The organism is Aurantiacibacter luteus, assembly GCF_001010945.1.
GTDB classification, from domain to species: domain Bacteria; phylum Pseudomonadota; class Alphaproteobacteria; order Sphingomonadales; family Sphingomonadaceae; genus Alteraurantiacibacter; species Alteraurantiacibacter luteus.
In genome coordinates, this window is the sequence record NZ_LBHB01000001.1 from 601537 (window position 1) to 622894 (window position 21358).

A 21358-nucleotide genomic window follows, 5' to 3' on the forward strand; every position below is an offset into this window, starting at 1 on the left:
TTCTCCTTCGCACCGCCGCGCCCCTTCGCTAGGGTCTCGCGCTATGCCCGCCTATCGCTCCCGCACTTCGACCCACGGCCGCAACATGGCTGGCGCGCGCGGCCTGTGGCGCGCGACCGGCATGAAGGACGGCGACTTCGGCAAGCCGATCATCGCCGTGGTCAACTCCTTCACCCAGTTCGTGCCCGGACACGTCCACCTGAAGGACCTCGGCCAGCTCGTGGCGCGCGAGGTCGAGGCTGCGGGCGGCGTCGCCAAGGAATTCAACACCATCGCGGTCGATGACGGCATCGCCATGGGCCATGACGGCATGCTCTACAGCCTGCCGAGCCGCGATCTGATCGCCGACAGCGTGGAATACATGGTCAACGCCCACTGCGCCGACGCGATGGTGTGCATCTCCAACTGCGACAAGATCACGCCCGGCATGCTGATGGCCGCCATGCGCCTGAACGTGCCGTGCGTGTTCGTCAGCGGTGGGCCGATGGAAGCGGGCAAGGTGGTGCTGAAGGGCAAGGAAGTCGCGCTCGACCTGGTGGACGCCATGGTCGCCGCTGCGGACGAGCGATACAGCGATGAGGAAGTCGCCGAGATCGAGCGCAACGCCTGCCCCACCTGCGGCTCGTGCAGCGGCATGTTCACCGCCAACTCGATGAATTGCCTGACCGAGGCGCTCGGCCTCTCGCTGCCGGGCAACGGCTCGCAGCTCGCCACGCATTCCGACCGGCAGAAGCTGTTCGAGCGCGCGGGCCGCCTCGTAGTGACGCTGGCGAAGCGATACTACGAGGAGGGCGACGAGAGCGTCCTCCCCCGAGCAATCGCTAGCTTCGAGGCGTTCGAGAACGCCATGAGCCTCGACATCGCGATGGGCGGATCGACCAACACCGTGCTCCACCTGCTCGCCGCCGCGCACGAGGCCGGGGTTGACTTCACCATGGCCGACATCGATCGCCTCAGTCGCCAGGTGCCGTGCCTCGCCAAGGTCGCGCCGGCCAAGAGCGACGTGCACATGGAGGACGTTCACCGCGCCGGCGGCATCATGGCGATCCTCGGCGAACTGGACCGCGCGGGGCTGCTTTACACCGCGCTCCCCACCGTCCACTCGCCCACCATGGGCGACGCGCTGGCGGACTGGGACATTCGCCTGACCAACAACCCCGCCGTGCAGCAATTCTACAAGGCCGCACCGGGGGGCGTGCCGACGCAGACCGCCTTCAGCCAGAGCCGCCGCTGGGACGAGCTCGACACCGATCGCCAGCACGGCGTGATCCGCAGCAAGGAGCACGCCTTCAGCCAGGACGGCGGGCTCGCGGTGCTCTATGGCAACATCGCCCGCGATGGCTGTATCGTGAAGACCGCGGGCGTCGACGAGAGCATCCTTCGTTTCACCGGTCCCGCGCGCGTGTTCGAGAGCCAAGACGACGCGGTCGAGGCCATCCTCGCCGACCGGATCGGGGCGGGCGACGTGGTCGTCATCCGTTACGAGGGGCCCAAGGGCGGGCCGGGGATGCAGGAAATGCTCTACCCGACGAGCTATCTCAAATCGAAAGGTTTGGGCGCGGCCTGCGCGCTACTGACCGACGGGCGGTTTTCGGGCGGCACCAGCGGGCTCTCCATCGGCCACGTCTCGCCCGAGGCAGCGGAAGGCGGCACCATCGCGCTGGTGGAGGAGGGCGACATGATCGCCATCGATATTCCGGGGCGCACGATCGACTTGCAGGTGGCCGACGACGTGCTCGCCGCCCGCCGTGCCGCTATTGAAGTTTTCAAGCCTGCTGCCGAACGACCGCGCAAGGTCAGCGCCGCGCTGCGCGCCTATGCCGCGATGACCACCAGCGCCGCGCACGGGGCCGTGCGCGACGTGTCGCAGGTCGAGCGGTGAAGCTTCTTGTCCCGGCCGTGCTCGTTCTCGCCGGTTGCGGTTCGGGCGAGGCGCTGCCTGCTGGCTCGCCCGTCGAATGTGCGCTGGGCGGAGCGGCGGGTTTCGCGTCCGACTGCACGATGGAGCGCGCCACGCGGGAGGGTGAAAACCTGCTCGTCGTCCGCCATCCCGACGGCAGCTTCCGCCGCTTCCTGCTCGGGGTTCCGGGGCAAGGTCTGATCACCGCCGACGGTGCGGACAGCGCCGTGGTCGAGCGCGGCGAGGGCTTTATCGAGGTGCGTGTGGGCGCGGACCGCTATCGCCTCGCTGTCGGAGAGTAGCGTGCTCGCATCGCAGCAGGTGCTCACCGCCGCCGAGATGCGGGCTGCGGAAGCCGCGCTCATCGAAGGCGGCGAGAGCGCCGAGAGCCTGATGGAGCGCGCCGGCCAGGGCGCGGCGGACTGGGTGTGGCGGCTGTCAGGGGGACGCTCCGTCACCGTCCTGTGCGGACCGGGCAACAACGGCGGCGACGGCTATGTGATCGCCCGCGAACTCGAAGCGCGCGGGTCTGCGGTCTCAGTCGTCGCGCCGCTCGACCCCGCGACCGATGCGGCGCGCAAGGCCCGCGCCGCGTGGGGCGGCCGACCGGTCGCCACCGCTAAAGGCGATGTCTTGGTCGATTGCCTGCTGGGCACCGGCCTTTCTCGCCCCCTTTCGGACGAGCACGCGCGACTAATGGAGGAGCTCGCCGCCGCGCACGAACAGCGCATCGCCGTCGATCTGCCCAGCGGCGTGGACAGCGACACCGGCGCGCTGCTGAATGACGGCCTGCCGCAGTACGATGTGACCGTGGCGCTCGGCGCGTGGAAGCGGGCGCACTGGCTGATGCCGGCGAGCGAGCGCATGGGCGAGCGGCGGCTGGTGGAGATCGGGGTCGGCGATGCGGGCAGCGGCGTCGCCTTGGCCACGCCGCCCAGCCTATCGCCGCCGGCTATGGACGCGCACAAGTATTCGCGCGGGCTGCTGCTGGTCGTGGGCGGGAAGATGGTCGGCGCCGCGCTCCTCGCCGCCCGCGCCGCGCAGCACGCCGGGGCAGGCTACGTCAAGCTGCTGAGCGAGCACTCGCATCCCGCGCTGCCCGCCGACCTCGTGCATGACGACGGCGATCCCGCAGAGGCGCTGGCGGACGAGCGTGTGCGCGCGGTGCTCATCGGTCCGGGGCTGGGGCGCGGCGATGCGGCGCGCCGGGCGCTCGAAGCGGTCTTGCAGCGCGGCGTACCATGCGTGCTCGATGCCGATGCGCTGGTGTTGCTGACCCCCGCGATGCTGCCGTCCGACTGCTCGCATATCCTCGTCACCCCGCATGCGGGCGAACTGGCGAAGCTGTGCGAGGCTTTTGCCATCACGGATGGCCCTAAGCTGGAGCTGGCTCGCGAATTGGCGCAGGTGACGGGCATGACCGTGCTTGCGAAGGGACCGGACAATGTGCTCGCGAGCCCTGAGCATGCGCTGTTGTTTCCGCCCGCTCCGCGCTGGCTGAGCACGGCGGGCACGGGCGACGTGCTCGCCGGGCTTGCCGCCAGCCGCATGGCGACGGGCGATACGCCGATGGCGGCGGGGGGGGCGGCGGTCGTCTTGCATTCCGAGGCTGCGCGGCAGCTTGGCCCGGTTTTCAGCGCGGGCGAGCTTGTCGGTGCCGTGCGGGCGGCCTACGCGCGCTTCCTGTGAGCAATCCCGAAGAAATCCTGCGCGTCGCCGCCAAGGGCGACGGCGTCACCGCGTCGGGCCGTCACAAGGCCTTCGCCGCCCCCGGCGACGTGTTGCTGGCCGACGGCACACTGGAGCGCGGCCCCCATCACGTAGACCCGCCATGCCGCTATTTCGGCAAGTGCGGCGGCTGCCAGTTGCAGCACCTCGACGAGGAGACACTCGCCCGTTTCGTGCACGATCGCGTGGTGTTCGCAGCGGAAGGGCAGGGACTGGACCCGGCCCATGTCCTTCCGCCGGAGATGTCGCCCCCGCGCAGCCGCCGCCGCGCGAGCCTCAGGGCCATCAACGGCGGCGGGCGGCCGCTGATCGGCTTTACCGAGGCCGGATCGCACAAGGTCGTCGACTTGCGCGAATGCCATGTCCTGCTGCCCGACCTCTTCGCCATCGTCGATTCATTGCGTCGCTATTTTAGCAGGTTGCGAGGAAAATATACCATCGGCATCGAACTGACGCTGGCCGACCAGGGTGTCGATGTCGGCCTGTCGGGATTCATGCCCGAAGGCCTCGAACAGACCGAAGAATTGCTCGACTTCTGCCGCGAGAACGGCCTCGCACGCCTGACGCTCGACCACGGCTACGGCGCGGAAGGGTTCTGGGAGCCGGAGCCGGTGACCGTCACGCTCGGCGGCATTTTCGTCGCGCTGCCGCCCGGTGCTTTCCTGCAAGCGACCGCGCACGGCGAGGCGGCGCTCGTGGACGCGGCGCGCGAGTGGCTCGGAGAAGCCTCGCAGGTGGCGGACCTGTTCGCGGGGCTGGGGACCTTCGCGCTGTCGCTGGCGGACGGGCGCAAGGTCACCGCAGTGGAGGCCGACCGTGCCGCCATGCTGGCCTGTCGCACCGCCGCCGGGGCCGCGCGGCTGCCGGTCGAGGTCCAGCACCGCGACCTGTTCCGCAACCCGCTGCGCCCCGAAGAACTCGTCGGCTTCGACGGCGTGGTTCTCGATCCGCCGCGCGCCGGGGCCCGCGCGCAGGTGGAGCAGCTCGCCGCGAGCGACGTTTCGCGGGTCGTCTACATCAGCTGCAACCCGTCGAGCTGGTCGCGCGATGCGGCGCTGCTGACGGCGGCGGACTATCGGCTCGAGGAATTGCGCCCGGTCGGGCAATTCCGCTGGTCCACCCACGTCGAACTGGCCAGCCTGTTCGTCCGCTAACGGGCGAGCACCTCCAGCACCTGCGCCTCGAGCCATTCGCGCGCGTGCGGCTCGACGAAGGCGTGGCTTGCGCCGGGGCACCGGCGTACGTCGAATTGGCGGACATCGACCGAGGCGGCAAAGGCCTGCGCGGTGCGGTCGTTCTCCGCCAGCAGGATCGTCGAGTGCTTGCCGCTTGCGTCGAGACACTGCGCCAGTTCTCGCGCCAGTCCGGACGGCGATGGAGCTGAGGCGGCGGCCCCCTTCAGCCCCTTCGCGAGCTTTCGGAGGTCCACTCCGCCGCGCAGCAGCCGGGCAAGCTCCGCGGGCTGGCGCAGCTTGGCGAGATAGCGTGCGCGAATGGCCCCGGCAGGCGGAAGGGCGGCCTCATGCTCCTCTTCCACATCATGCTCGTCCAGCGTCCACGGATTGCTCGCGATCAGTGCGTCGCACATCGGGCCGCCCGACACGATCAGCGCGCTGGCGGCGTCGCAGTTGCCGAGGGCAACGAGCCGGCGCATCCCCGGGCATTCGGCGCGAAAGGCCAACGCGGCGGCGCGAATGTCTGCGCCGCTGTGGCGAAAACCGCGGTTCTCGCCCTCGCTGTCCCCCACGCCGCGGCGATCGAAGCGGAAGACGGGATAGCCCGCGTCGGCCACACGAGCGGCCAGAGCGGCCTGCCCGGCAAAGGCACCGCTGCGGATTTCGTTGCCGCCGCTGACAATCAGCAGGCCGGATGGTCCATCGGCCTCGTCGATCGTGCCGAACAGCATGTCGCCCTCGCAGGCGAGGGTGAGGTGCCGCCGCGTCATGCCAGCCGTTCCGCCACAATCCTTGCGAGGGCGAGCGACTGCGCCGGGTCGTGCGCGGGTTCGGCGCGCAACCACAAGCCCGCGCCGCCTAGGTCGGCCTGCGCGATGGCGGGGGCCTCCGCAGGCTCGGCACTTTCCAGCTCGCGCAGCAGCCCCGCGCCAAGGCGATAGCCGGCGAGTTCGATGCCCTCGCTGCGCCCCATTGCCAGCAAGGCCTCGCGCTCGCTTTCGCGCCCCGCCTCGCGGTCGGCGATGACGCGCGCGCGGATCATGCCGCGCAGGATCGCAGGCCCCGATACCGGCGCACAGGCCAGCGCGGGCAGCTCGCCGGGCAGCACCAGCGCCCCGCCGCGAACCGCGAGCAGGTGCGTCGCGCCGAGCTGGCTGGCGGCACTCGCCACGGCCTGACGCCACCCGGCGAGGGTCTGGGCTTCGAGCGGCGCGAGGCTCTCGTTCGTGCCGGGGAGGTCGGGCAGCACGCTGTCAGTTGCGTGGGTCGCCAGCGCGCGCATGGTCTCGGCAAGGAAATGCCGCAGCTTGTTGTGCTCGTCGAACAGCGGCGGGACGATCAATACGCGGCGCGCGTTGCCAGTTTCGCAAGTGACGGCGTATTCGGTCAAACCGGAGGGCCCCTGCCAGGTGGCGGCCCTCAACACGGGAGGTCAGCCTTCCGCGCGCTTCGCGCAGACGAAGGCGAGGAGGCCGCCATAGGTCTCGAGCATTTCGCCATCGACCTCGTCGTCCTCCACGATGATGTCCAGACGGTCCTCGATCTCGGTGAGCAGGCCCGCGACAGCCATCGAATCGAGTTCGGGCAGGTGGCCGAAGAGACCGCTGTCGGCGTCCATCGCAGCGACCTGCTCGGGCGAAAGACCGAGCACGTCCTGCAGCACCTGCCGCAGCACCAGGTCGGCGTCTCCGCCGGCATCCGCGACGGGAATGGGAAGATTGCTGGCCATCTCCCTTCGCGCCCTAGCCAGCCCGTCATCGCCTGACAAGATCGCGTATGGCGGCCTTGCCGAGCGCGGCCCAGTTGCGAGGGTCGGCGGGGCGCAGGGCAATGAGGCTGTGAAGCGGGCGTGCGGCATCCATCCAGTCGCGCTTGTAGGCATCGTCGCCGGTGCCGAAGTCGACTTCGCCGACGCGGTCGACATCGATCACGTGCTCCATCAGCGCGGCGGTCAGCGTGGTGCCGGGAGAGAGGTGATCGGCATCGGGCCGATGGGCGAGCTTGTGGATGTAAGCGGTCCCGTCCTCCACCGACCAGAACTGCGCGGCCACGGCGCGGCCATCGTGGCGGGCGAGGGCGAAGCGGTAATGCCCCGCGGCGCTCTCGGCCTCGGCGAAGCGGCGCAGCAGGGCGGGATCGCCCTCGGCGGGCTTCCAGCTTTCGGCGTAGATCGCTTCGTAGTCGGACCAGTCGTCGGCGCAAAACCGGGTCGCGAGGGCGACCTCGACCTTTTTCGCCTTGCGCTTCAGCGTGGTCCGCAACCTGCCCGGGCGCGCGGCGAGGTAAGCGGCAAAGGCGCCGGTTTCGGCAGGCGGAACGAGGACGTGATGATTGGTATCGACGGCTTCGGCCTCGACGCGCCAGCCCGCCGCGCGGAAGGCCTCGACCAGCAGGTCGGCATCGGCGGTATGCAATTTTGCCAGCGCGACACGGCGCGCCTGCCCGGCCAGGTCGCGGGCGAGGGCACTCAGCAACCGTGCGCGGTCGGGTTCCCCGAAGGTGAGGACGGGCCAGGAAAAGGCATACCAGTTCGTCAGCGATTGCAGGCCCTTGTCGCCGTGCTCCAGCAGCAAGCATACGGCTCCCAAGGCGTCTTCGGCCACCGCCAGCATGGGCCTGTGGCCCGCCTGCTCGAGCAGCGCGAACCAGCCCGCCTTGGTAAAGGGGCCCTTGCCCGACCATGCGCGGTCTTGCAGATCGTTAACCGTGTCGTGATAGCTGATCGCCGTCACCCGCCCGCGTGCTCCGAAAGGCCCCATGTCCACCGCGCCCGATCCCGTGCCCCGTCCGCTCGACCACCTCGCGATGCGCGGGGCGGATACGGATGCGGCGCTGGTCCTGCGCGGCGAAACGCTTAGCTGGAAGGACTTAAGAAGCCGTGTCGCGCGCATGGCGGCGTGGTTGCAGGGCCAGATGCCGCAGCCCGGCGCGCGGGTGGCGACTTGGGCGGCGAAGGGCGAGCTCACATGCCTCATGCCGCTCGCCGCGGCGCGCGCGGGGCTGGTCCACGTGCCCATCAATCCGCTGCTCAAGCGCGCGCAGGTCAAGCACATCCTTTCGGATTGTTCGGCAACCTTGCTGATTGCCACCGAGGCGCGCCTCGCCTCGCTGGAGGCCGGCGACGTGCCGAAGGGGTGCGAGGCGCTCGCGGAGAAGGTCTCGGCCAGCGAATGGCACGAAGGCGAGGGCACGCTCGATCCCTCCGATGCCGATCCCGACGCGCTCGCCGCCATTCTCTACACCAGCGGCTCCACCGGCAATCCCAAGGGGGTGATGCTGAGCCACGCCAACCTGTGGCTGGGCGCGGTCAGCGTGGCGCATTACCTCGGGCTGGCGGCGGACGATGTGACGCTGGCGGTGCTGCCGCTCAGCTTCGACTATGGGCAGAACCAGCTCTTCTCCACCTGGTATGCAGGCGGCAGCGTGGTGCCGCTCGACTACCTGACGCCGCGCGACGTTATCAAGGCCTGCGCCCGGCACGGCGTGACCACGCTTGCTGCAGTGCCACCGCTGTGGGTGCAACTGGTGGAGCAGGACTGGCCCGCCGAGGCCGTTGCTCCGTTGCGCCGTTTGACCAACAGCGGCGGCGCGCTGGGAGAGGAGCTGGTGCGGAGTCTGCGCGCGCTATTCCCCGAGGCGCGGCTGTTTCCCATGTACGGGCTGACCGAGGCCTTTCGCTCGACCTACCTCGACCCGGCGCTGGTGGACGACCATCCGACCTCGATGGGCCGGGCAATACCCTTTGCCGAGATCCTCGTGGTGAACGAGGCTGGGGAGATCGCGGGCGAGGGCGAACTGGTGCATTGCGGGCCGCTGGTGGCGCAAGGCTACTGGCAGGACGCGGAACGCACGGCGCTGCGCTTCCGGCCCGCGCCGAAAGTGTCGCACTACGGCGGCACCGCGGTCTGGTCGGGCGACACCGTTCGCCGCGATGATGCCGGGCTGCTCTATTTTCTCGGCCGCGAGGATGCGATGATCAAGAGCGCGGGCAACCGTATCAGCCCGCAGGAAATCGAGGACGCCGCCGTCGCCACCGGCCATGCCGAGGAGGCGGTCGCCTTCGGCCTGCCAGATGCGCGGCTGGGCCAGGCGATCCACCTCGTCGTGCGCGGCAGCGGCGACGGGGCGGCGCTGCGCGAAGGGCTGAAACGCGATCTGCCGAACTTCATGCAGCCTGCCACGGTGCGCTGGTTAAACGCCATGCCGCTCAACGCCAACGGCAAGATCGACCGCGCGCTGCTGAGGAGGGAAGCGCAATGAAGCCGCTCGGACCCGTTCCACCGCAGTTCGAAGCCATCGAAGGCGAACTCGCCGTCGGTGGCCGCAAGGCGAGCGCGCTGGTGAGGGAGGCGGGCGGCACGCCGCTGTTCGTCTATTCCCGCGCCGCCATCGCCGCGCGGATGGAGGCCCTGCGGGCAGCGATGCCTGAGCGGCTGGCCATTCATTACGCAATGAAGGCAAACCCTTACGGTCCGCTCCTCGAATTCATGGCAGACCTCGTCGACGGGCTCGACATCGCTTCGGGCGGAGAACTGGACCTGGCGCGGGAGGCCGGATACCTGCCGCGCGAGATCAGTTTCGCCGGACCGGGAAAGCGCGACGGCGAGCTGACGGCGGCCATCCGTGCAGGCGTCACCCTGAACCTCGAAAGCGAGAACGAGGCGGAGCGCGCGCTCGACATCGGCCGCGCACTCGGCGTCGCCCCGCGGCTCGCGATCCGGGTCAACCCCAGCTTCGAGATGCGCGGATCGGGCATGAAGATGGGCGGCGGGGCCAAGCCCTTCGGCGTGGACGAGGATCGCGTGCCCGCGCTCGCGCGGCAGATCGTCGATGCAGGCGCGATGTGGCGTGGCTTCCACATCTACACCGGCAGCCAGGCGCTGGATGCCGAGGCGATCATAGAAACGCAGGGGCAGGTGCTCGATACCGCCGCCCGCCTGGCGCAGGAGGCAGCGGTCGAGGTGCCGCACCTCAACATGGGCGGCGGCTTCGGCATTCCCTATTTCGACAAGGATCGCCCTCTGAATATTTCTGCCATCGGCGCGGCGCTGGCGGAGCGGTTTGCCGAATTGCCGCCGGTCCTCGCGGAGACGCAGTTCGCCATAGAGCTCGGCCGCTATCTCGTCGGCGAGGCAGGGGTCTATCTAACGAGGATCGTCGACAGGAAGGAAAGCCACGGCGCCACCTTCCTCGTCTGCGATGGTGGCCTGCACCACCAGCTTGCCGCCAGCGGCAACTTCGGCACCGTGGTGAGGCGCAATTATCCCGTTGCGATCGCGAACAAATTTGCCGCGGAGGCCGAGGAAGAGGTGAACGTCGTCGGGTGCCTGTGCACGCCGCTCGACCGCCTGGCCGACCAGGCGATGCTGCCGCGGGCCGATGTCGGCGACCTCGTCGCGGTCTTCTGCGCGGGTGCCTACGGCGCCAGCGCCAGCCCCGCGAGTTTCCTCGGCCAGGGCCCGGCAAGGGAAATGCTGGTCTAGCAAAAGACCCTGAACTTGCGTCTCTTTTCGGGACGGTGCTCAGAAAGCACGGATTTCCGCCGTTGCCGGGGCTCATGACTAACCGAATGTTCACCCTTTTCCGCCAGAACGCCTGACGGATCCCCAAGGGGCGAGAAGCGTGCGCCTGCCATTCTGCAAGCGTCAGCCGATCGCCGGACATTCGCGAAGGACGCATTCGATGCGTATCACAGTGCCGGGCAAGACCCTGCTTTCCACCATCGCCCTCGGGCTGGCGCTCTCCGCCTGTGCGACGGGCGGCTCCGGCCCCGAGCTGGAGCCCGCGCGCTTCGTTTCCATGCAGGAGGGGCCGGGCGAGGAATACGTCATCGGGCCGCTCGACAAGCTGACCATCCACGTCTGGCGCAACGACGAGCTGGGTGCCGAGGTGCAGGTGCGTCCCGACGGGCGCATCACCACGCCGCTCGTCAGCGACATGCCCGCCGTGGGCAAGACGCCGACGATGCTGGCCGAGGACATTCGCCTGCAGCTCTCGCAGTATATCGAGGAGCCTATCGTCACGGTGATCGTCAACGAGTTCGCCGGCACCTTCAGCCAGCAGATCCGCATCGTCGGCGCGACGGCAGAGCCTGCCAGCATCCCGTACCGCGCCAACATGACGCTGCTCGACGCGATGATTGCGGTCGGCGGTCTTTCCGAATACGCGGCGGGCAACCGCTCCACCCTGATCCGCTTCGACCGCCAGAGCGGCGAGCAGCGCGAATATACCGTGCGCCTCGCCGACCTGCTGCGCCGCGGCGACAGCGACGCCAACGTCATGCTGATGCCTGGCGACGTCATCATCATCCCCGAAAGCATGTTCTAAGGGGGCGATGGCAGCGTGAACCAGCTTCTCGAGGAATTGCGGGCCGGAGCCTGGGCGGTCTGGAACCGCCGTTGGCTGGCGCTGGGCATCGCCTGGGGCGTCGCCCTGCTGGGCTGGGTGGTGGTGGCCTTCATCCCCAACACCTACGAAAGCGAGACGCGCATCTTCGTGCAGCTCGACGACGTGCTGGCCGAGCAGATCGGGATCGCCGCCAACGCCCGCAGCCGCGACATCGACCGCATCCGCCAGACGCTGGTAAGCTCGGTCAACCTGGAAACGGTCGTGCGCTCCACGCGCATCGGCGATACAGTCACCTCCGACACCGAGTTGGAAACGGCCATCGCCCGCCTCGCCAAGGACGTGACCGTCGTTTCCGAGGGCGAGAACATCTTCGAGATCACTGCGAAGAGCGGCCGCAGCGAACTGTCCGACGGCGAGAACGCCGAGCTGGCGCAGGCCATCGCCCAGCGCATGATCGACATCTTCCGCGAACAGAATCTGGGCGGCGCGCGCGGGGACATGGAGGAATCGCTCGAGTTTCTCGACGCCCAGCTGGCTCAGCGCGAGCAGGAATTGCAGGCCGCCGAGGAACGCCGCCTTGCCTTCGAATCGCAGAACCCCGATCTTGTCGGCGGCGCGCAGGCCATCGCCTCGCAGATGTCCGCCACCCGCAGCGAACTGCGCAGCGTGGAGGCCGATCTCGCCGCCGCGCAGAGCGCGCTCGCCTCGCTCGACGGCCAGCTGGCCGGAACGCCGCGCACGCTGAGCGTCGGCGGCGGTGGCGGCGGCAATCCCGCGCTCGCGCAGGCCGAAGCAAACCTCGCCGGGATGCGTGCCCGCGGCTTGACCGAATCCCACCCCGACATGGCCGCCGCGCGGCGCACCGTGGAGGCCTTGCGGGCGCAGGGCGGCGGCGGGGGCGGGGGTGCCTCGAGCACGCCGAACCCCACCTACAGCTCGCTCCAGGCCATGCGCGTCGAGCGCCAGAGCAACGTGCAGTCGCTGCAGTCGCGCGCCGCCGCGCTCAATGCCGAGATTGCCTCGATCAACGCCAGCCAGGCGCGCGAGCCCGGTGCCGCCGCCGAGGCGACCCGCATCAGCCGCGACTACGACGTGCTGCGCGAGCAGTACGACAAGCTCCTGCAGGACCGCGAGGAACTGCGCCTACGCGGGCAGGTGGAGAACGAGCGCAGCGCCATCAGCTTCGAGGTCGTCGATCCGCCGACCACACCGCGCAAGCCCGCCGCTCCCAACCGGCCGCTGCTGCTATTCGGCGTACTGGTGCTCGGCGCGGGCGCGGGCGTGGGCACGGCTTATGCGCTGAGCAAGCTGGGCTCCACCTTTGCCACCGCCGGCCAGCTGGAGCGGACCTTCGGCCTGCCGGTCGTGGGCACGATCACCCACACGTTCACCGACGCCGGACGCGCGCTTCGCCGCCAGCGTTTGCGCTATTTCGCCGCCGGGGCCGGGGGGCTGGCGGTGCTGTTCGTGGTGCTGCTGGGCGTCGAATTCGTCCAGCGCGGCGGCGTGGCGTGAGGAGCAGGCGATGACCGAACACCGCAAGATTACTCCGCCGCAATCTCCCGCTCGCAAAACGCTGTTCGAGCGTGCCGATGGCTCTTTCGGCAGCAACAGCGAATTCGCCACCGCGCCCGTGCCGCGCGAATTGGCGCAGCCGGTCAACCGCCGCATCGTGAAGCGCCGCCCCAAGGCCGCGCCCGAAGTGCTGGAGGTACTGGAACGGCAGCAGGCCAAGGCCCGCGCGCAGGCCGTGCTCGAACGCGAGCAGCAGGCCGCGCCGGTTCCGCAGCAGTCGGCGGCGCCCGCACCGCAAGTCGCGGCACCCGTGCCCGAGCCGGTCTACGAAGACGTGCATTTTTCCGGCGAGGTGCACCATGTCGACCGCGCCGCGCTGGCCGCGCACGGACTGATCCAGCCGGAAGCCCATGTCACCGGGCTGTTGGAGGAGTTTCGCATCGTCAAGCGGCAGGTGCTCGCCTCGGTGCGCAAGGCGCGCGAGGCGGGTTCGGGCAAGCTCGCCCAGCGCGTGCTCGTCTGCTCGCCGCTGCCGGGTGAGGGCAAGAGCTATTGCGCCGCCAACCTCGCACTGGCGATGGCGGCGGAAAAGGACAGCGAGGTGCTGCTGGTCGATGCCGACTTCGCCAAGCCCTCGATCCTCTCGATGCTCGGCCTGCCGCGCGGCCCCGGCTTCATGGACGTGCTGGCGCGCCCGGATCTCAAGGTCGAGGACTGCGTCATGGCGACCGACATCGCCGGGCTCTACGTGCTTCCCGCGGGCAACCACACCACGTCGGACAGCGAATTTCTCGCCAGCGACCGCACTGCCGAGGTGCTCGACCGGCTGACCCGCGCCGCGCCCGGACGTATCATCATCTTCGACAGCTCGCCCGCACTCGCCGCCTCACCCGCGGCGGAACTGGCGAATCATGTCGGCCAAGCGCTGGTCGTCGCCCGTGCTGACCGCACCGGGCAAAGCGCGCTGGAAGATGCGCTGACACTGCTGTCCAGCTGCCCCGATCTCAAGCTGCTGCTGAACGCAGCCCACTTCACGCCCAGCGGCCGCCGTTTCGGCGCCTATTACGGGCAGGAGATGTAACGCCATGCGTGCGACGTTCACCATCGCCTTGATCCTCGCGACCCTGCCCGCCGTGCCTGCCCTTGCACAGGAGAGGGGCGAGAACGGCGAGGACAGCCGGCGCGCCACCTCCCGCAGCGTGGAGGTGCAGCCCTACATCGAGGCCGCGCAGGTCGTGACCGCCGAGCTGTCGCCCGACAACGACGTGGTCACCTATTCGCGCGTGGCGGCGGGCGTCGATGCCTCCTTCGCCGGACGCTACAGCGGCGGCTCGGCCTCGCTGCGCTACGAACGGCGCATCGGCTACGACGACGACGTTGCCGATACCGATACCGTGTCCGGCATCGCCCGCGCCTCCGTCGCGCTGGCCGGGCCGCAGCTGACGCTGGAGGCAGGCGGTCTCGCCGCGCGCACCCGCGTCGACGGCAACGGCGCGAGCAGCGTCGGCGGCTTTGGCGGTGACGACGGCTCGACCAGCCAGGTGCTCGCTGCCTACGCCGGCCCGGCCTTTGCGACCGAAGCAGGTCCGGCGGAAGTCACCGGAGCCTACCGGATCGGCTATACCCGCGTGGATTCGCCCGATGTCGTGGCCACCGCGCCAGGTGCAGCACCGGTCGACGTGTTCGACGAGGCCGTGACCCAGAACGCCGCCGTGCGCGCCGGCATCGCGCCCGACCGGGTCCTGCCCGTCGGCGTGGGCGTGGGGGCTGGCTGGAACCGGCAGGACGTCTCCAACCTCGATCAGCGCATCGACGACCGCTACGTGCGGGCCGACGTGACCGTGCCCGTATCGCCGACGCTCGCCGTGGTCGGCGGCGCGGGATACGAGGATGTCGAAGTTTCCAGCCGCGATGCCGTGCGCGACATTGCCGGCAACCCGGTCATCGGCGCGGACGGACGTTACGTCACCGACGGCAACGCCCCGCGCCGCATCGCGTACGAGACCGACGGCCTGATCTACGACGTCGGCGTGATGTGGCGGCCCAGCCGCCGCACCAGCGCCACGGCCACCATCGGCCGCCGCTATGGCTCGACCAACTACTACGGCTCGCTGACCTATTCGCCCAATGCCCGCTCGGCGCTGAACGTGGCGGTCTATTCTGGGCTGGAGAGTTTCGGCGGGCAGGTGGTCGGCGCGCTCGAAGAACTGGGCACCGATTTTGAGGCCTTCCGCAATCCGATCACCGGCCAGCTCGGCGGCTGCGTCGCGGCGACCGAAGACAATGGCTGCGCACTGGCGCGGCTCGGCTCGATCCGCTCGTCGGTGTTCCGCAGCCGCGGCGTGGCGATCAGCTACGGCGCCAGTTCGGGTCGCACGTCCTATGGCGTTGGCGCGGGTTACGACCGGCGCAGCTTCATCGCCGCGCCGGGCACCGTGCTCGCCGCTGCCGATGGCGTGATCGACGAGAACTACTGGCTCGCCGCCTTCGCTTCGCGCCAGCTCGACCGGATTTCTCAGGTGTCCGTCGCGGGCTCCGCCAACCTGTTCGACAGCGGCTTCGATGCGGGAACTGGGGGCGGCGGACAGTCGCTCGGCTACAGCCTTGTCGCCGCCTACAACCGCACCTTCCTGGAGCACCTGAGCGCCACCGCCGCCATCGGCCTCGACGGGGTCAGCCGCGACAACCTTCCCGACTACGCCGGAGCCTCCGCGCTTTTCGGCCTGCGCTACACCTTCTGACGGGACCAAAGGAGACAGTCCCCATGTTCGACAATTTCTACGGCCTTACCGGAAAACCCTTCCAGCTGACGCCCGATCCGGATTTCTACTTCCGCTCGATCACGCACCGCAAGGCGCTCAGCTACCTCGGCTACGGCCTCGCGCAGGGCGAGGGCTTCATCGTCATCACCGGCGAGGTGGGCGCGGGCAAGTCCACGCTGGTCGCGCACATGATGCAGAGCCTCGACACCTCGGCGGTGACGGTCGCGCAAATCGTGACCAGCAAGCTGAACGAGGAGGAGATCGTACACGTCGTAGCCGGCGCCTTCGGCCTCGATATCGAGGGCCACGACAAGGCCACCGCGCTCACCGAGATCGAGAGCTTCCTGCACGAGGAAGCGCGCGAAGGGCGACGCTGCCTGCTGGTGGTCGACGAATCGCAGAACCTCTCGGTCGCCGCGCTGGAAGAGCTGCGGATGCTGTCGAACTTCCAGCTAGGCAACCACCCGCTGCTGCAGACCCTTCTGCTCGGCCAGCCGGAGTTCCGCGTCACGCTGCAGGCCGATCCCGGCCTCGAGCAGCTGCGCCAGCGCGTGATCGCCGCGCACCACCTCGAGCCGATGCAGAAGAGCGAGATCGAGCCCTACATCATCCACCGCCTGCAAAAGGTCGGCTGGGACGGCAACCCGTCGTTCGATATGCGCGTGTTTGCCGAGCTCTACGAGGCCTCGGGCGGCATTCCGCGCCGCGTGAACCAAATCGCCAACCGTCTGCTGCTGCTTGGCGCGGTGGAAGAGCGCAGCCGCATCGACGCCGCCATGCTGCAATCGGTGCTGGCCGAGATGGAGGCCGAACGCGCCTTCCCCGAAGCCGCGCCCAGCGCGTTGCAGACCAAGGCGCCCGAATTCGAGCCGGTCAAGGCCATGCCATCCGTGCCGCGCGTGGACATGGAACAGTTCGAGGCCGCGCTCGCCGAGCGCGACGCACAGATCGCCGAGCTGCAGCAGGCCATCGTCGAGCTGTCGACGCAGGCCGACGAAGCGATGGCGAGCGCCGTGCGCCCCGAGATCGAGGCCATGCGCGCCCAGGTCCTGCGCATCGAGGCGCGCTGCTTCGAGCAGGAGCGCTCGATCCGCCAGACGCTGACCATGCTCATCGACTGGATCGAGAGCGAAATCGACACCGGCAAGGTCGCCGCCTGAAGGACGGCCGGGTCGTGAACGCACTGCAATCCCTTCCGACGAGCGCCGCCATCGTCAACGGCCTCTCGGTCGACGTCGAGGACTGGTTTCAGGTCGGCGCCTTCGAGGACGTCATCGAGCGCGATCAGTGGGGCGCGCTCGACGACCGGGTGGAGCGCAACGTCAATGCCATCCTCGACCTGTTCGACGAGGCCGGTGCCAGCGCGACCTTTTTCACGCTGGGCTGGGTTGCCGAGCGCCACGGCGGCCTGCTTCGCGAAATCGCCGCTCGCGGGCACGAGGTCGCCAGTCATGGTTGGGATCACGAGCGCGTGTTCCGCATGGACCGAGCCAGCTTCGGCGCGGACATCGAACGTACGCGCAAGACTATTGAGGACTGCTGCGGCGTGCGGGTCATCGGCTACCGCGCGCCCAGCTTCTCCATCGACCAGCGCACGCCTTGGGCTTTCCAGGAGCTGGCGGCGCAGGGCTATCTTTATTCCAGCAGCGTCGCGCCCGTCGCGCACGACCATTACGGCTGGGCCGAGGCACCGCGCTTCGCCTTCAACCCGCTCCCTTGGCACGACCTCGTCGAGCTGCCGGTGACGACCGCCGAATTTCGTGGGCGTCGGCTCGCGGCGGGCGGCGGCGGGTTTTTCCGCGTGCTGCCCTATGCCTTCAGCCGCTGGGCCATTCGCCAGGTCAACCGCAGCGAGGGGCGCCCGGCAATCTTCTATTTCCACCCGTGGGAAATCGACCCCGGTCAGCCGCGCGTGGCGGGCGCGCCGATCCGCTCGCGGCTTCGGCACTACACCAATCTCGAGCGGATGGCGGGCAAGCTGCGCCAGCTGATCGATGAATTCGCGTGGGGCCGCATCGACGTGATCGCGCACCGCGAGGCGGCGCGACTGGCGGCGGAAAAGGCGGCGAGGCCCGAGGCGAGGAGGGCGTGAACGCGCCCTTCGCCCCCACTCGCGAGACCTTCCGCATCGCCGAACTGCACCAGCCCGACGAGGCGGCGCGGATCGAGGGCTTCGTGGCTGCCAACGGGGGAACGGTGTTCCATCGCCCGGCCTGGCTGCTGGCGGTCGAGCGCGGCACCGGCCAGCGCGCGACGGGGCTGCTGGCGGAGCGGGGGGCCGAAGTGACCGGCTGGCTGCCGCTGACCGAGATGCACTCGCCGGTGTTCGGCCGGATGCTCGCCTCCAGCGGGTTCGCCGTCGAGGGCGGGGTGCTGGCGCAAGACGCGGCGACGACACGGGGGCTGTGCCGCGCTGCGCAGGAGCTGGCGCTGCGTCTCTCGTGTCCGACCATCGAATTGCGCGGACCTGCCGCGGGCGAGGGCTGGGCAGTCCGCACCGACAGCCACTGCGGCTTCGTCCAGCCTCTTGCCGCCGACGTCGAGGCGCAGCTCCTCGCGGTGCCGCGCAAGCAGCGCGCCGAGGTTCGCAAGGGTTTGGCCGCCGAGCTGGAAGTCGCCACCGGCACCGCGCCGGAGGACCGGGCTGCCCATTACGCCATCTACGCGACAAGCGTGCGCAACCTCGGCACCCCGGTCTTCCCTCGGTCGCTGTTCGACGCGGTGCTGGATACGCTCGAGGCCGACATCCTCACCGTGTGCCATCGGGGCGAGCCGGTCGCGAGCGTCCTTTCGCTTTACCACGAAGGCGCGGTCATGCCCTATTGGGGCGGCGGCACCCACGCGGCTCGCGCGCTGCGCGCCAACGACCGGATGTATTACGAGCTGATGCTCCACGCCCGCCGCCGGGGCTGCGACCGCTTCGATTTCGGCCGCAGCAAGGCCGGCAGCGGGGCGGCGGCGTTCAAGAAGAACTGGGGATTCGAGGCGCAGCCGCTCTCCTACGCCAGCTGGACCGCGCCGGGGCACGAGGCGCGCGATGCCGACCCTACCAGCGAGCGCCACCAATCGCGCATCGCGCTGTGGAAACGCCTGCCGCTGCCCTTGGCCAACCGCCTCGGCCCGCTGATCGCGCGGGGGCTGGGATGAGCGGCGAAATCCTGTTCCTGGCACACCGCCTGCCATTTCCGCCCGATCGCGGCGACAAGATCCGTTCGCATCACCTGCTAAAGGCGCTCGCCGCCATCGCGCCCGTGCATGTCGGCTGCCTGTCCGACAGCGCCGAGGATTTTGAGCACGAGCACGAGCTCGCCGCCATCGCCGCCAGCTACTGCATGCCGCGCCGGACCAAGCCCGTCAGCCTCGCCGGGATGGAAGCGCTGGTGCGGCGCGAGCCGGTCAGCCTCTCGGCCTTTCGCTCGCCCGAGCTGGCGCGCTGGGTGGAGCACACGCTGGCGACGCGGGATATCGCCGCGATCTACGTCTTTTCCGGCCAGATGGGACAATTCGTGCCCAGGGGCTTTGCCGGCCGCCTAGTCGTCGACCTGGTTGACGTCGATTCGGCCAAGTTCGAGGCCTATGCGCTCGAACGCAGCGGGCCGCGCGGATGGATCGACGCGCGCGAGGCACGGCTGCTGCGACAGGTCGAGGCCGGGCTCGCCAGTCGCGCCGCCGCCACGTTGCTCGTCAGCGAGGCCGAGGCCGAACTGCTGCGAAGCCGCGTGGGGCGCGAGCATACCATCGTGCCGCTCGCCAACGGTATCGATTGCGGCGCCTACGATCCTTCCATTGTCGAACCGCGTGCCGAGCTGACGGAGGGCGGCCCGCATTTCGTCTTTACCGGACAGATGGACTACGCCCCCAACGTAGCCGCCGTCGCACGCTTCGCCACGGCCATCCTGCCGCGCATCCGCAAGAGCCACGCCGATGCGCAGTTCCACATCGTTGGCCGCGCTCCGACCGCCGAGGTGCTGGCCCTGCGCGAGCAATCGGGCGTAACCGTCTGGGGCGCGGTCCCCGACGTTCGGCCGTTCCTGGCCGGAGCGACCATGGTCGTCGCCCCGCTGACCATCGCGCGCGGAGTGCAGAACAAGGTGCTGGAGGCCATGGCCATGGCGCGCTGCGTGATCGCCAGCCGCGAGGCCGCGAACGGCATCGATGCCCGGCACGGCCGCGACTGGGTGGTGGCCGAGAGCGATGCCGCCTTCGTGACGATCGCGCTCCACCTGCTCGCACGCCCGGCCGAGCGCGAGGACATTGCCCGCAACGCCCGCGCCTTCGTGCTCGGCAACATGGGCTGGCAGGCGACCACTGCGGACCTGCCCGTGCTGCTCGGCTTCGCTCAAGCGGGGGCGGGAGCAGGAGCGAAGCGGGATGCGGCTTGACGCACTTGCGCCCACCCGCGCACCGCTCGCCGAGCTGATCGCCGCGCACTGGCGCGCTCCGCTGCTACGCCTCGCGCTGGCCTGGGCCGCGCTGTTGGCGCTGTTCGCGGCGGACTGGGCCGCGATGGCCTCGCAGTGGTGGAACATCTCGACCTACAACCACGTCCTTGTCGTGCCCGCGATCCTCGCCTGGCTGGTGTGGCAGCGCGCGGAGGAGCTGGCGAAACTGACGCCGCAAGCCTGGTGGCCGGGGCTGGTGCCGTTCGCGGGCGCGCTATTCGTCTGGCTGCTGGGCGATGCGTCGGGGCTCGCCACGGCCAGCCAGCTGGGCGCGGTCGCCATGCTGCCCACCGTCGTGCTCACGCTGCTGGGCCCGCGGGTGGCATGGGCGCTGGTCTTCCCGCTCGCCTACAGCCTCTTCCTCGTACCCGTGGGGGAGGAGATCGTGCCCGCACTCCAGACCGTCACCGCCGAAATCACCATCGCCCTGACCCACGCGAGCGGCGTGCCGGCAGAGATCGAGGGCGTGTTCATCGACACCCCCGCCGGGATGTTCGAGGTGGCAGAGGCATGCTCGGGGGTGAAGTTCCTGATCGCCATGATCGCGCTCGGCACGCTGGTCGCCCACGTCTGTTTCCGCTCGTGGCGCAGGCGCGCGGTGTTCATGGCCGTGGCCGTGGTGCTGCCGGTGCTCGCCAACGGCGTGCGCGCCTGGGGCACGATCTTCATCGCGCAGTCGCAGGGGATCGAGTTCGCCGCGGGGTTCGACCACGTGTTCTACGGGTGGATCTTCTTTGCACTGGTGATGGCGATGCTGATGGGCCTCGCGTTCCGTTTCTTCGACCGGGCCGTGAACGAGCCTTTCATCGATGGCGCGGCCATTGACCGCGCGCGCTGGCTCAACCCGCTGGAGCGCTGGAACGCGAAGGGGTGGCCGGCCTTTGCCGCGCTGCTCGCGCTGGCACTGGCGACGCTCGCCTGGTCCGCCCGCGTCCACGCGCTGGAGGCGCCAATGCCTGCGCGCATCGACCTGCCTGAGGTGCCGGGGTGGATGCGCGTTGCAGCCGCACCCGCCTGGCCGTGGCAACCGCGCGCGGGCGGGGCCGACCATCGCCTCTACGGCAGCTACCGCGACGCCGAGGGGCGGGTCGTCGACGTGGCCTTCGCGCTCTATGCAGCGCAGGCCGAGGGGCGCGAGGCGGGAGCCTTCGGGGAAGGCGCCCTGCCGTCGGACAGCGAGTGGCGCTGGCACTCGCCCACGCGCGCCGCCGACGATGTCGCCGGTGAACGCCTGCAAGCGCTCGGCGAGCATCGCCGCGTTGCCGAGACCTGGTTCCGTACGGGCGAGTGGAGCGGGACGAGCGTGATGCATCTCAAGCTTCTCACCATGCGCGACCACCTGCTGCTGCGCGCCGAGCCGACCGCCATGCTCATCCTCTCCGCCGAGGAGCGCGCCGGGCAGGATCCCGTCGTCGCCGTCGCCGATTTCCGCCGCGCGACGGGCGACATCGGCGAATGGATGGACCGCGCGGGCGGGCCCGGCTAGGC

Annotated in this window: 19 protein-coding genes; 15 read left to right on the top strand and 4 right to left on the bottom strand. The window is 69.6% G+C overall.

All coding sequences use genetic code 11. The annotated features are described in order from the left end of the window. Nucleotides 1-43: 43 nt before the first annotated feature. Genes ilvD through AAW00_RS02930 form a run of 4 tightly spaced genes read left to right on the top strand, consistent with a single transcriptional unit; the run spans nucleotide 44 to nucleotide 4782 of the window. Nucleotides 44-1882, top strand: coding sequence for a dihydroxy-acid dehydratase (gene ilvD / locus AAW00_RS02915; RefSeq protein WP_047002805.1), 1839 nt, complete (start codon nucleotides 44-46; stop codon nucleotides 1880-1882). Further along, nucleotides 1879-2202 carry a hypothetical protein gene (locus AAW00_RS02920; RefSeq protein WP_047002806.1) on the top strand — a complete coding sequence of 108 codons (324 nt, stop codon included), beginning with the start codon at nucleotides 1879-1881 and terminating at the stop codon, nucleotides 2200-2202. Before ilvD ends, AAW00_RS02920 begins: the two co-directional genes overlap by 4 nt. A gap of 1 nt (nucleotide 2203) precedes the next feature. Then, nucleotides 2204-3589, top strand: a complete 1386-nt coding sequence (locus AAW00_RS02925) for an NAD(P)H-hydrate dehydratase (protein WP_082124892.1) — start codon at nucleotides 2204-2206, stop codon at nucleotides 3587-3589. Continuing rightward, on the top strand, nucleotides 3586-4782 hold the full coding sequence (locus tag AAW00_RS02930) for a class I SAM-dependent RNA methyltransferase (protein ID WP_047002807.1): 1197 nt from the start codon (nucleotides 3586-3588) through the stop codon (nucleotides 4780-4782). Before AAW00_RS02925 ends, AAW00_RS02930 begins: the two co-directional genes overlap by 4 nt. Here the strand turns inward: AAW00_RS02930 and AAW00_RS02935 are convergent. From AAW00_RS02935 to AAW00_RS02950, 4 genes are read right to left on the bottom strand one after another with little or no spacing between them, the layout of a single operon-like run. Next, the gene (locus tag AAW00_RS02935; protein ID WP_047002808.1) at nucleotides 4779-5573 is read right to left on the bottom strand and encodes a hydrolase 1, exosortase A system-associated; all 795 of its coding nucleotides are present in this window, start codon (nucleotides 5571-5573) and stop codon (nucleotides 4779-4781) included. The genes AAW00_RS02930 and AAW00_RS02935 overlap by 4 nt on opposite strands. Next, nucleotides 5570-6193 carry a hypothetical protein gene (locus AAW00_RS02940; protein WP_241461614.1) on the bottom strand — a complete coding sequence of 208 codons (624 nt, stop codon included), beginning with the start codon at nucleotides 6191-6193 and terminating at the stop codon, nucleotides 5570-5572. The genes AAW00_RS02935 and AAW00_RS02940 overlap by 4 nt, the downstream gene beginning before the upstream one ends. Nucleotides 6194-6235: 42 nt before the next feature. Further along, a complete protein-coding gene (locus tag AAW00_RS02945) occupies nucleotides 6236-6532 on the bottom strand; it encodes an acyl carrier protein (RefSeq protein ID WP_047002810.1) in 297 nt (98 codons plus the stop codon). A gap of 25 nt (nucleotides 6533-6557) precedes the next feature. Continuing rightward, nucleotides 6558-7562, bottom strand: coding sequence for a GNAT family N-acetyltransferase (locus AAW00_RS02950; protein WP_063359793.1), 1005 nt, complete (start codon nucleotides 7560-7562; stop codon nucleotides 6558-6560). Here AAW00_RS02950 and AAW00_RS02955 point away from each other — a divergent pair. From AAW00_RS02955 to xrtA, 11 genes are all read left to right on the top strand, one after another. Then, the gene (locus AAW00_RS02955) at nucleotides 7561-9063 is read left to right on the top strand and encodes an acyl-CoA ligase (AMP-forming), exosortase A system-associated (RefSeq protein ID WP_047002811.1); all 1503 of its coding nucleotides are present in this window, start codon (nucleotides 7561-7563) and stop codon (nucleotides 9061-9063) included. The two genes, AAW00_RS02950 and AAW00_RS02955, sit on opposite strands and share 2 nt — an antisense overlap. Continuing rightward, nucleotides 9060-10286, top strand: a complete 1227-nt coding sequence (locus AAW00_RS02960) for a pyridoxal-dependent decarboxylase, exosortase A system-associated (RefSeq protein ID WP_047002812.1) — start codon at nucleotides 9060-9062, stop codon at nucleotides 10284-10286. The genes AAW00_RS02955 and AAW00_RS02960 overlap by 4 nt, the downstream gene beginning before the upstream one ends. Before the next feature lie 199 nt (nucleotides 10287-10485). After that, nucleotides 10486-11130, top strand: coding sequence for an XrtA/PEP-CTERM system exopolysaccharide export protein (locus AAW00_RS02965; RefSeq protein WP_047002813.1), 645 nt, complete (start codon nucleotides 10486-10488; stop codon nucleotides 11128-11130). A gap of 15 nt (nucleotides 11131-11145) precedes the next feature. Continuing rightward, entirely contained in the window at nucleotides 11146-12666 is a 1521-nt protein-coding gene (locus AAW00_RS02970; RefSeq protein WP_047002814.1) for an XrtA system polysaccharide chain length determinant, read from the top strand. 10 nt (nucleotides 12667-12676) lie between these two features. Next, nucleotides 12677-13747: a P-loop NTPase gene (locus AAW00_RS02975; RefSeq protein ID WP_047002815.1), complete on the top strand. Its 1071-nt coding sequence runs from the start codon at nucleotides 12677-12679 to the stop codon at nucleotides 13745-13747. A gap of 4 nt (nucleotides 13748-13751) precedes the next feature. After that, on the top strand, nucleotides 13752-15407 hold the full coding sequence (locus AAW00_RS02980) for a hypothetical protein (RefSeq protein WP_047002816.1): 1656 nt from the start codon (nucleotides 13752-13754) through the stop codon (nucleotides 15405-15407). 23 nt (nucleotides 15408-15430) lie between these two features. Then, nucleotides 15431-16588, top strand: coding sequence for an XrtA/PEP-CTERM system-associated ATPase (locus AAW00_RS02985; RefSeq protein WP_047002817.1), 1158 nt, complete (start codon nucleotides 15431-15433; stop codon nucleotides 16586-16588). A gap of 14 nt (nucleotides 16589-16602) precedes the next feature. Continuing rightward, complete coding sequence (locus AAW00_RS02990; protein WP_420911615.1) at nucleotides 16603-17520, top strand: XrtA system polysaccharide deacetylase; 918 nt, start codon at nucleotides 16603-16605, stop codon at nucleotides 17518-17520. Further along, complete coding sequence (locus AAW00_RS02995; protein ID WP_047002818.1) at nucleotides 17517-18575, top strand: FemAB family XrtA/PEP-CTERM system-associated protein; 1059 nt, start codon at nucleotides 17517-17519, stop codon at nucleotides 18573-18575. Before AAW00_RS02990 ends, AAW00_RS02995 begins: the two co-directional genes overlap by 4 nt. After that, nucleotides 18572-19810, top strand: coding sequence for a TIGR03087 family PEP-CTERM/XrtA system glycosyltransferase (locus AAW00_RS03000; protein ID WP_047002819.1), 1239 nt, complete (start codon nucleotides 18572-18574; stop codon nucleotides 19808-19810). Before AAW00_RS02995 ends, AAW00_RS03000 begins: the two co-directional genes overlap by 4 nt. Continuing rightward, nucleotides 19800-21356, top strand: a complete 1557-nt coding sequence (gene xrtA / locus AAW00_RS03005) for an exosortase A (RefSeq protein WP_047002820.1) — start codon at nucleotides 19800-19802, stop codon at nucleotides 21354-21356. The genes AAW00_RS03000 and xrtA overlap by 11 nt, the downstream gene beginning before the upstream one ends. Nucleotides 21357-21358 lie beyond the last annotated feature (2 nt).

What these genes read in the sequence shown, in the direction of transcription:
- ilvD (WP_047002805.1), top strand. Translation starts at nt 44, where the DNA reads ATGCCCGCCTATCGCTCCCGCACTTCGACCCACGGCCGCAACATGGCT.
- AAW00_RS02935 (WP_047002808.1), bottom strand. Translation starts at nt 5,573, where the DNA reads ATGACGCGGCGGCACCTCACCCTCGCCTGCGAGGGCGACATGCTGTTC.
- AAW00_RS02945 (WP_047002810.1), bottom strand. Translation starts at nt 6,532, where the DNA reads ATGGCCAGCAATCTTCCCATTCCCGTCGCGGATGCCGGCGGAGACGCC.
- AAW00_RS02955 (WP_047002811.1), top strand. Translation starts at nt 7,561, where the DNA reads ATGTCCACCGCGCCCGATCCCGTGCCCCGTCCGCTCGACCACCTCGCG.
- AAW00_RS02950 (WP_063359793.1), bottom strand. Translation starts at nt 7,562, where the DNA reads ATGGGGCCTTTCGGAGCACGCGGGCGGGTGACGGCGATCAGCTATCAC.
- AAW00_RS02960 (WP_047002812.1), top strand. Translation starts at nt 9,060, where the DNA reads ATGAAGCCGCTCGGACCCGTTCCACCGCAGTTCGAAGCCATCGAAGGC.
- AAW00_RS02965 (WP_047002813.1), top strand. Translation starts at nt 10,486, where the DNA reads ATGCGTATCACAGTGCCGGGCAAGACCCTGCTTTCCACCATCGCCCTC.
- AAW00_RS02975 (WP_047002815.1), top strand. Translation starts at nt 12,677, where the DNA reads ATGACCGAACACCGCAAGATTACTCCGCCGCAATCTCCCGCTCGCAAA.
- AAW00_RS02980 (WP_047002816.1), top strand. Translation starts at nt 13,752, where the DNA reads ATGCGTGCGACGTTCACCATCGCCTTGATCCTCGCGACCCTGCCCGCC.
- AAW00_RS02985 (WP_047002817.1), top strand. Translation starts at nt 15,431, where the DNA reads ATGTTCGACAATTTCTACGGCCTTACCGGAAAACCCTTCCAGCTGACG.
- AAW00_RS03000 (WP_047002819.1), top strand. Translation starts at nt 18,572, where the DNA reads ATGAGCGGCGAAATCCTGTTCCTGGCACACCGCCTGCCATTTCCGCCC.
- xrtA (WP_047002820.1), top strand. Translation starts at nt 19,800, where the DNA reads ATGCGGCTTGACGCACTTGCGCCCACCCGCGCACCGCTCGCCGAGCTG.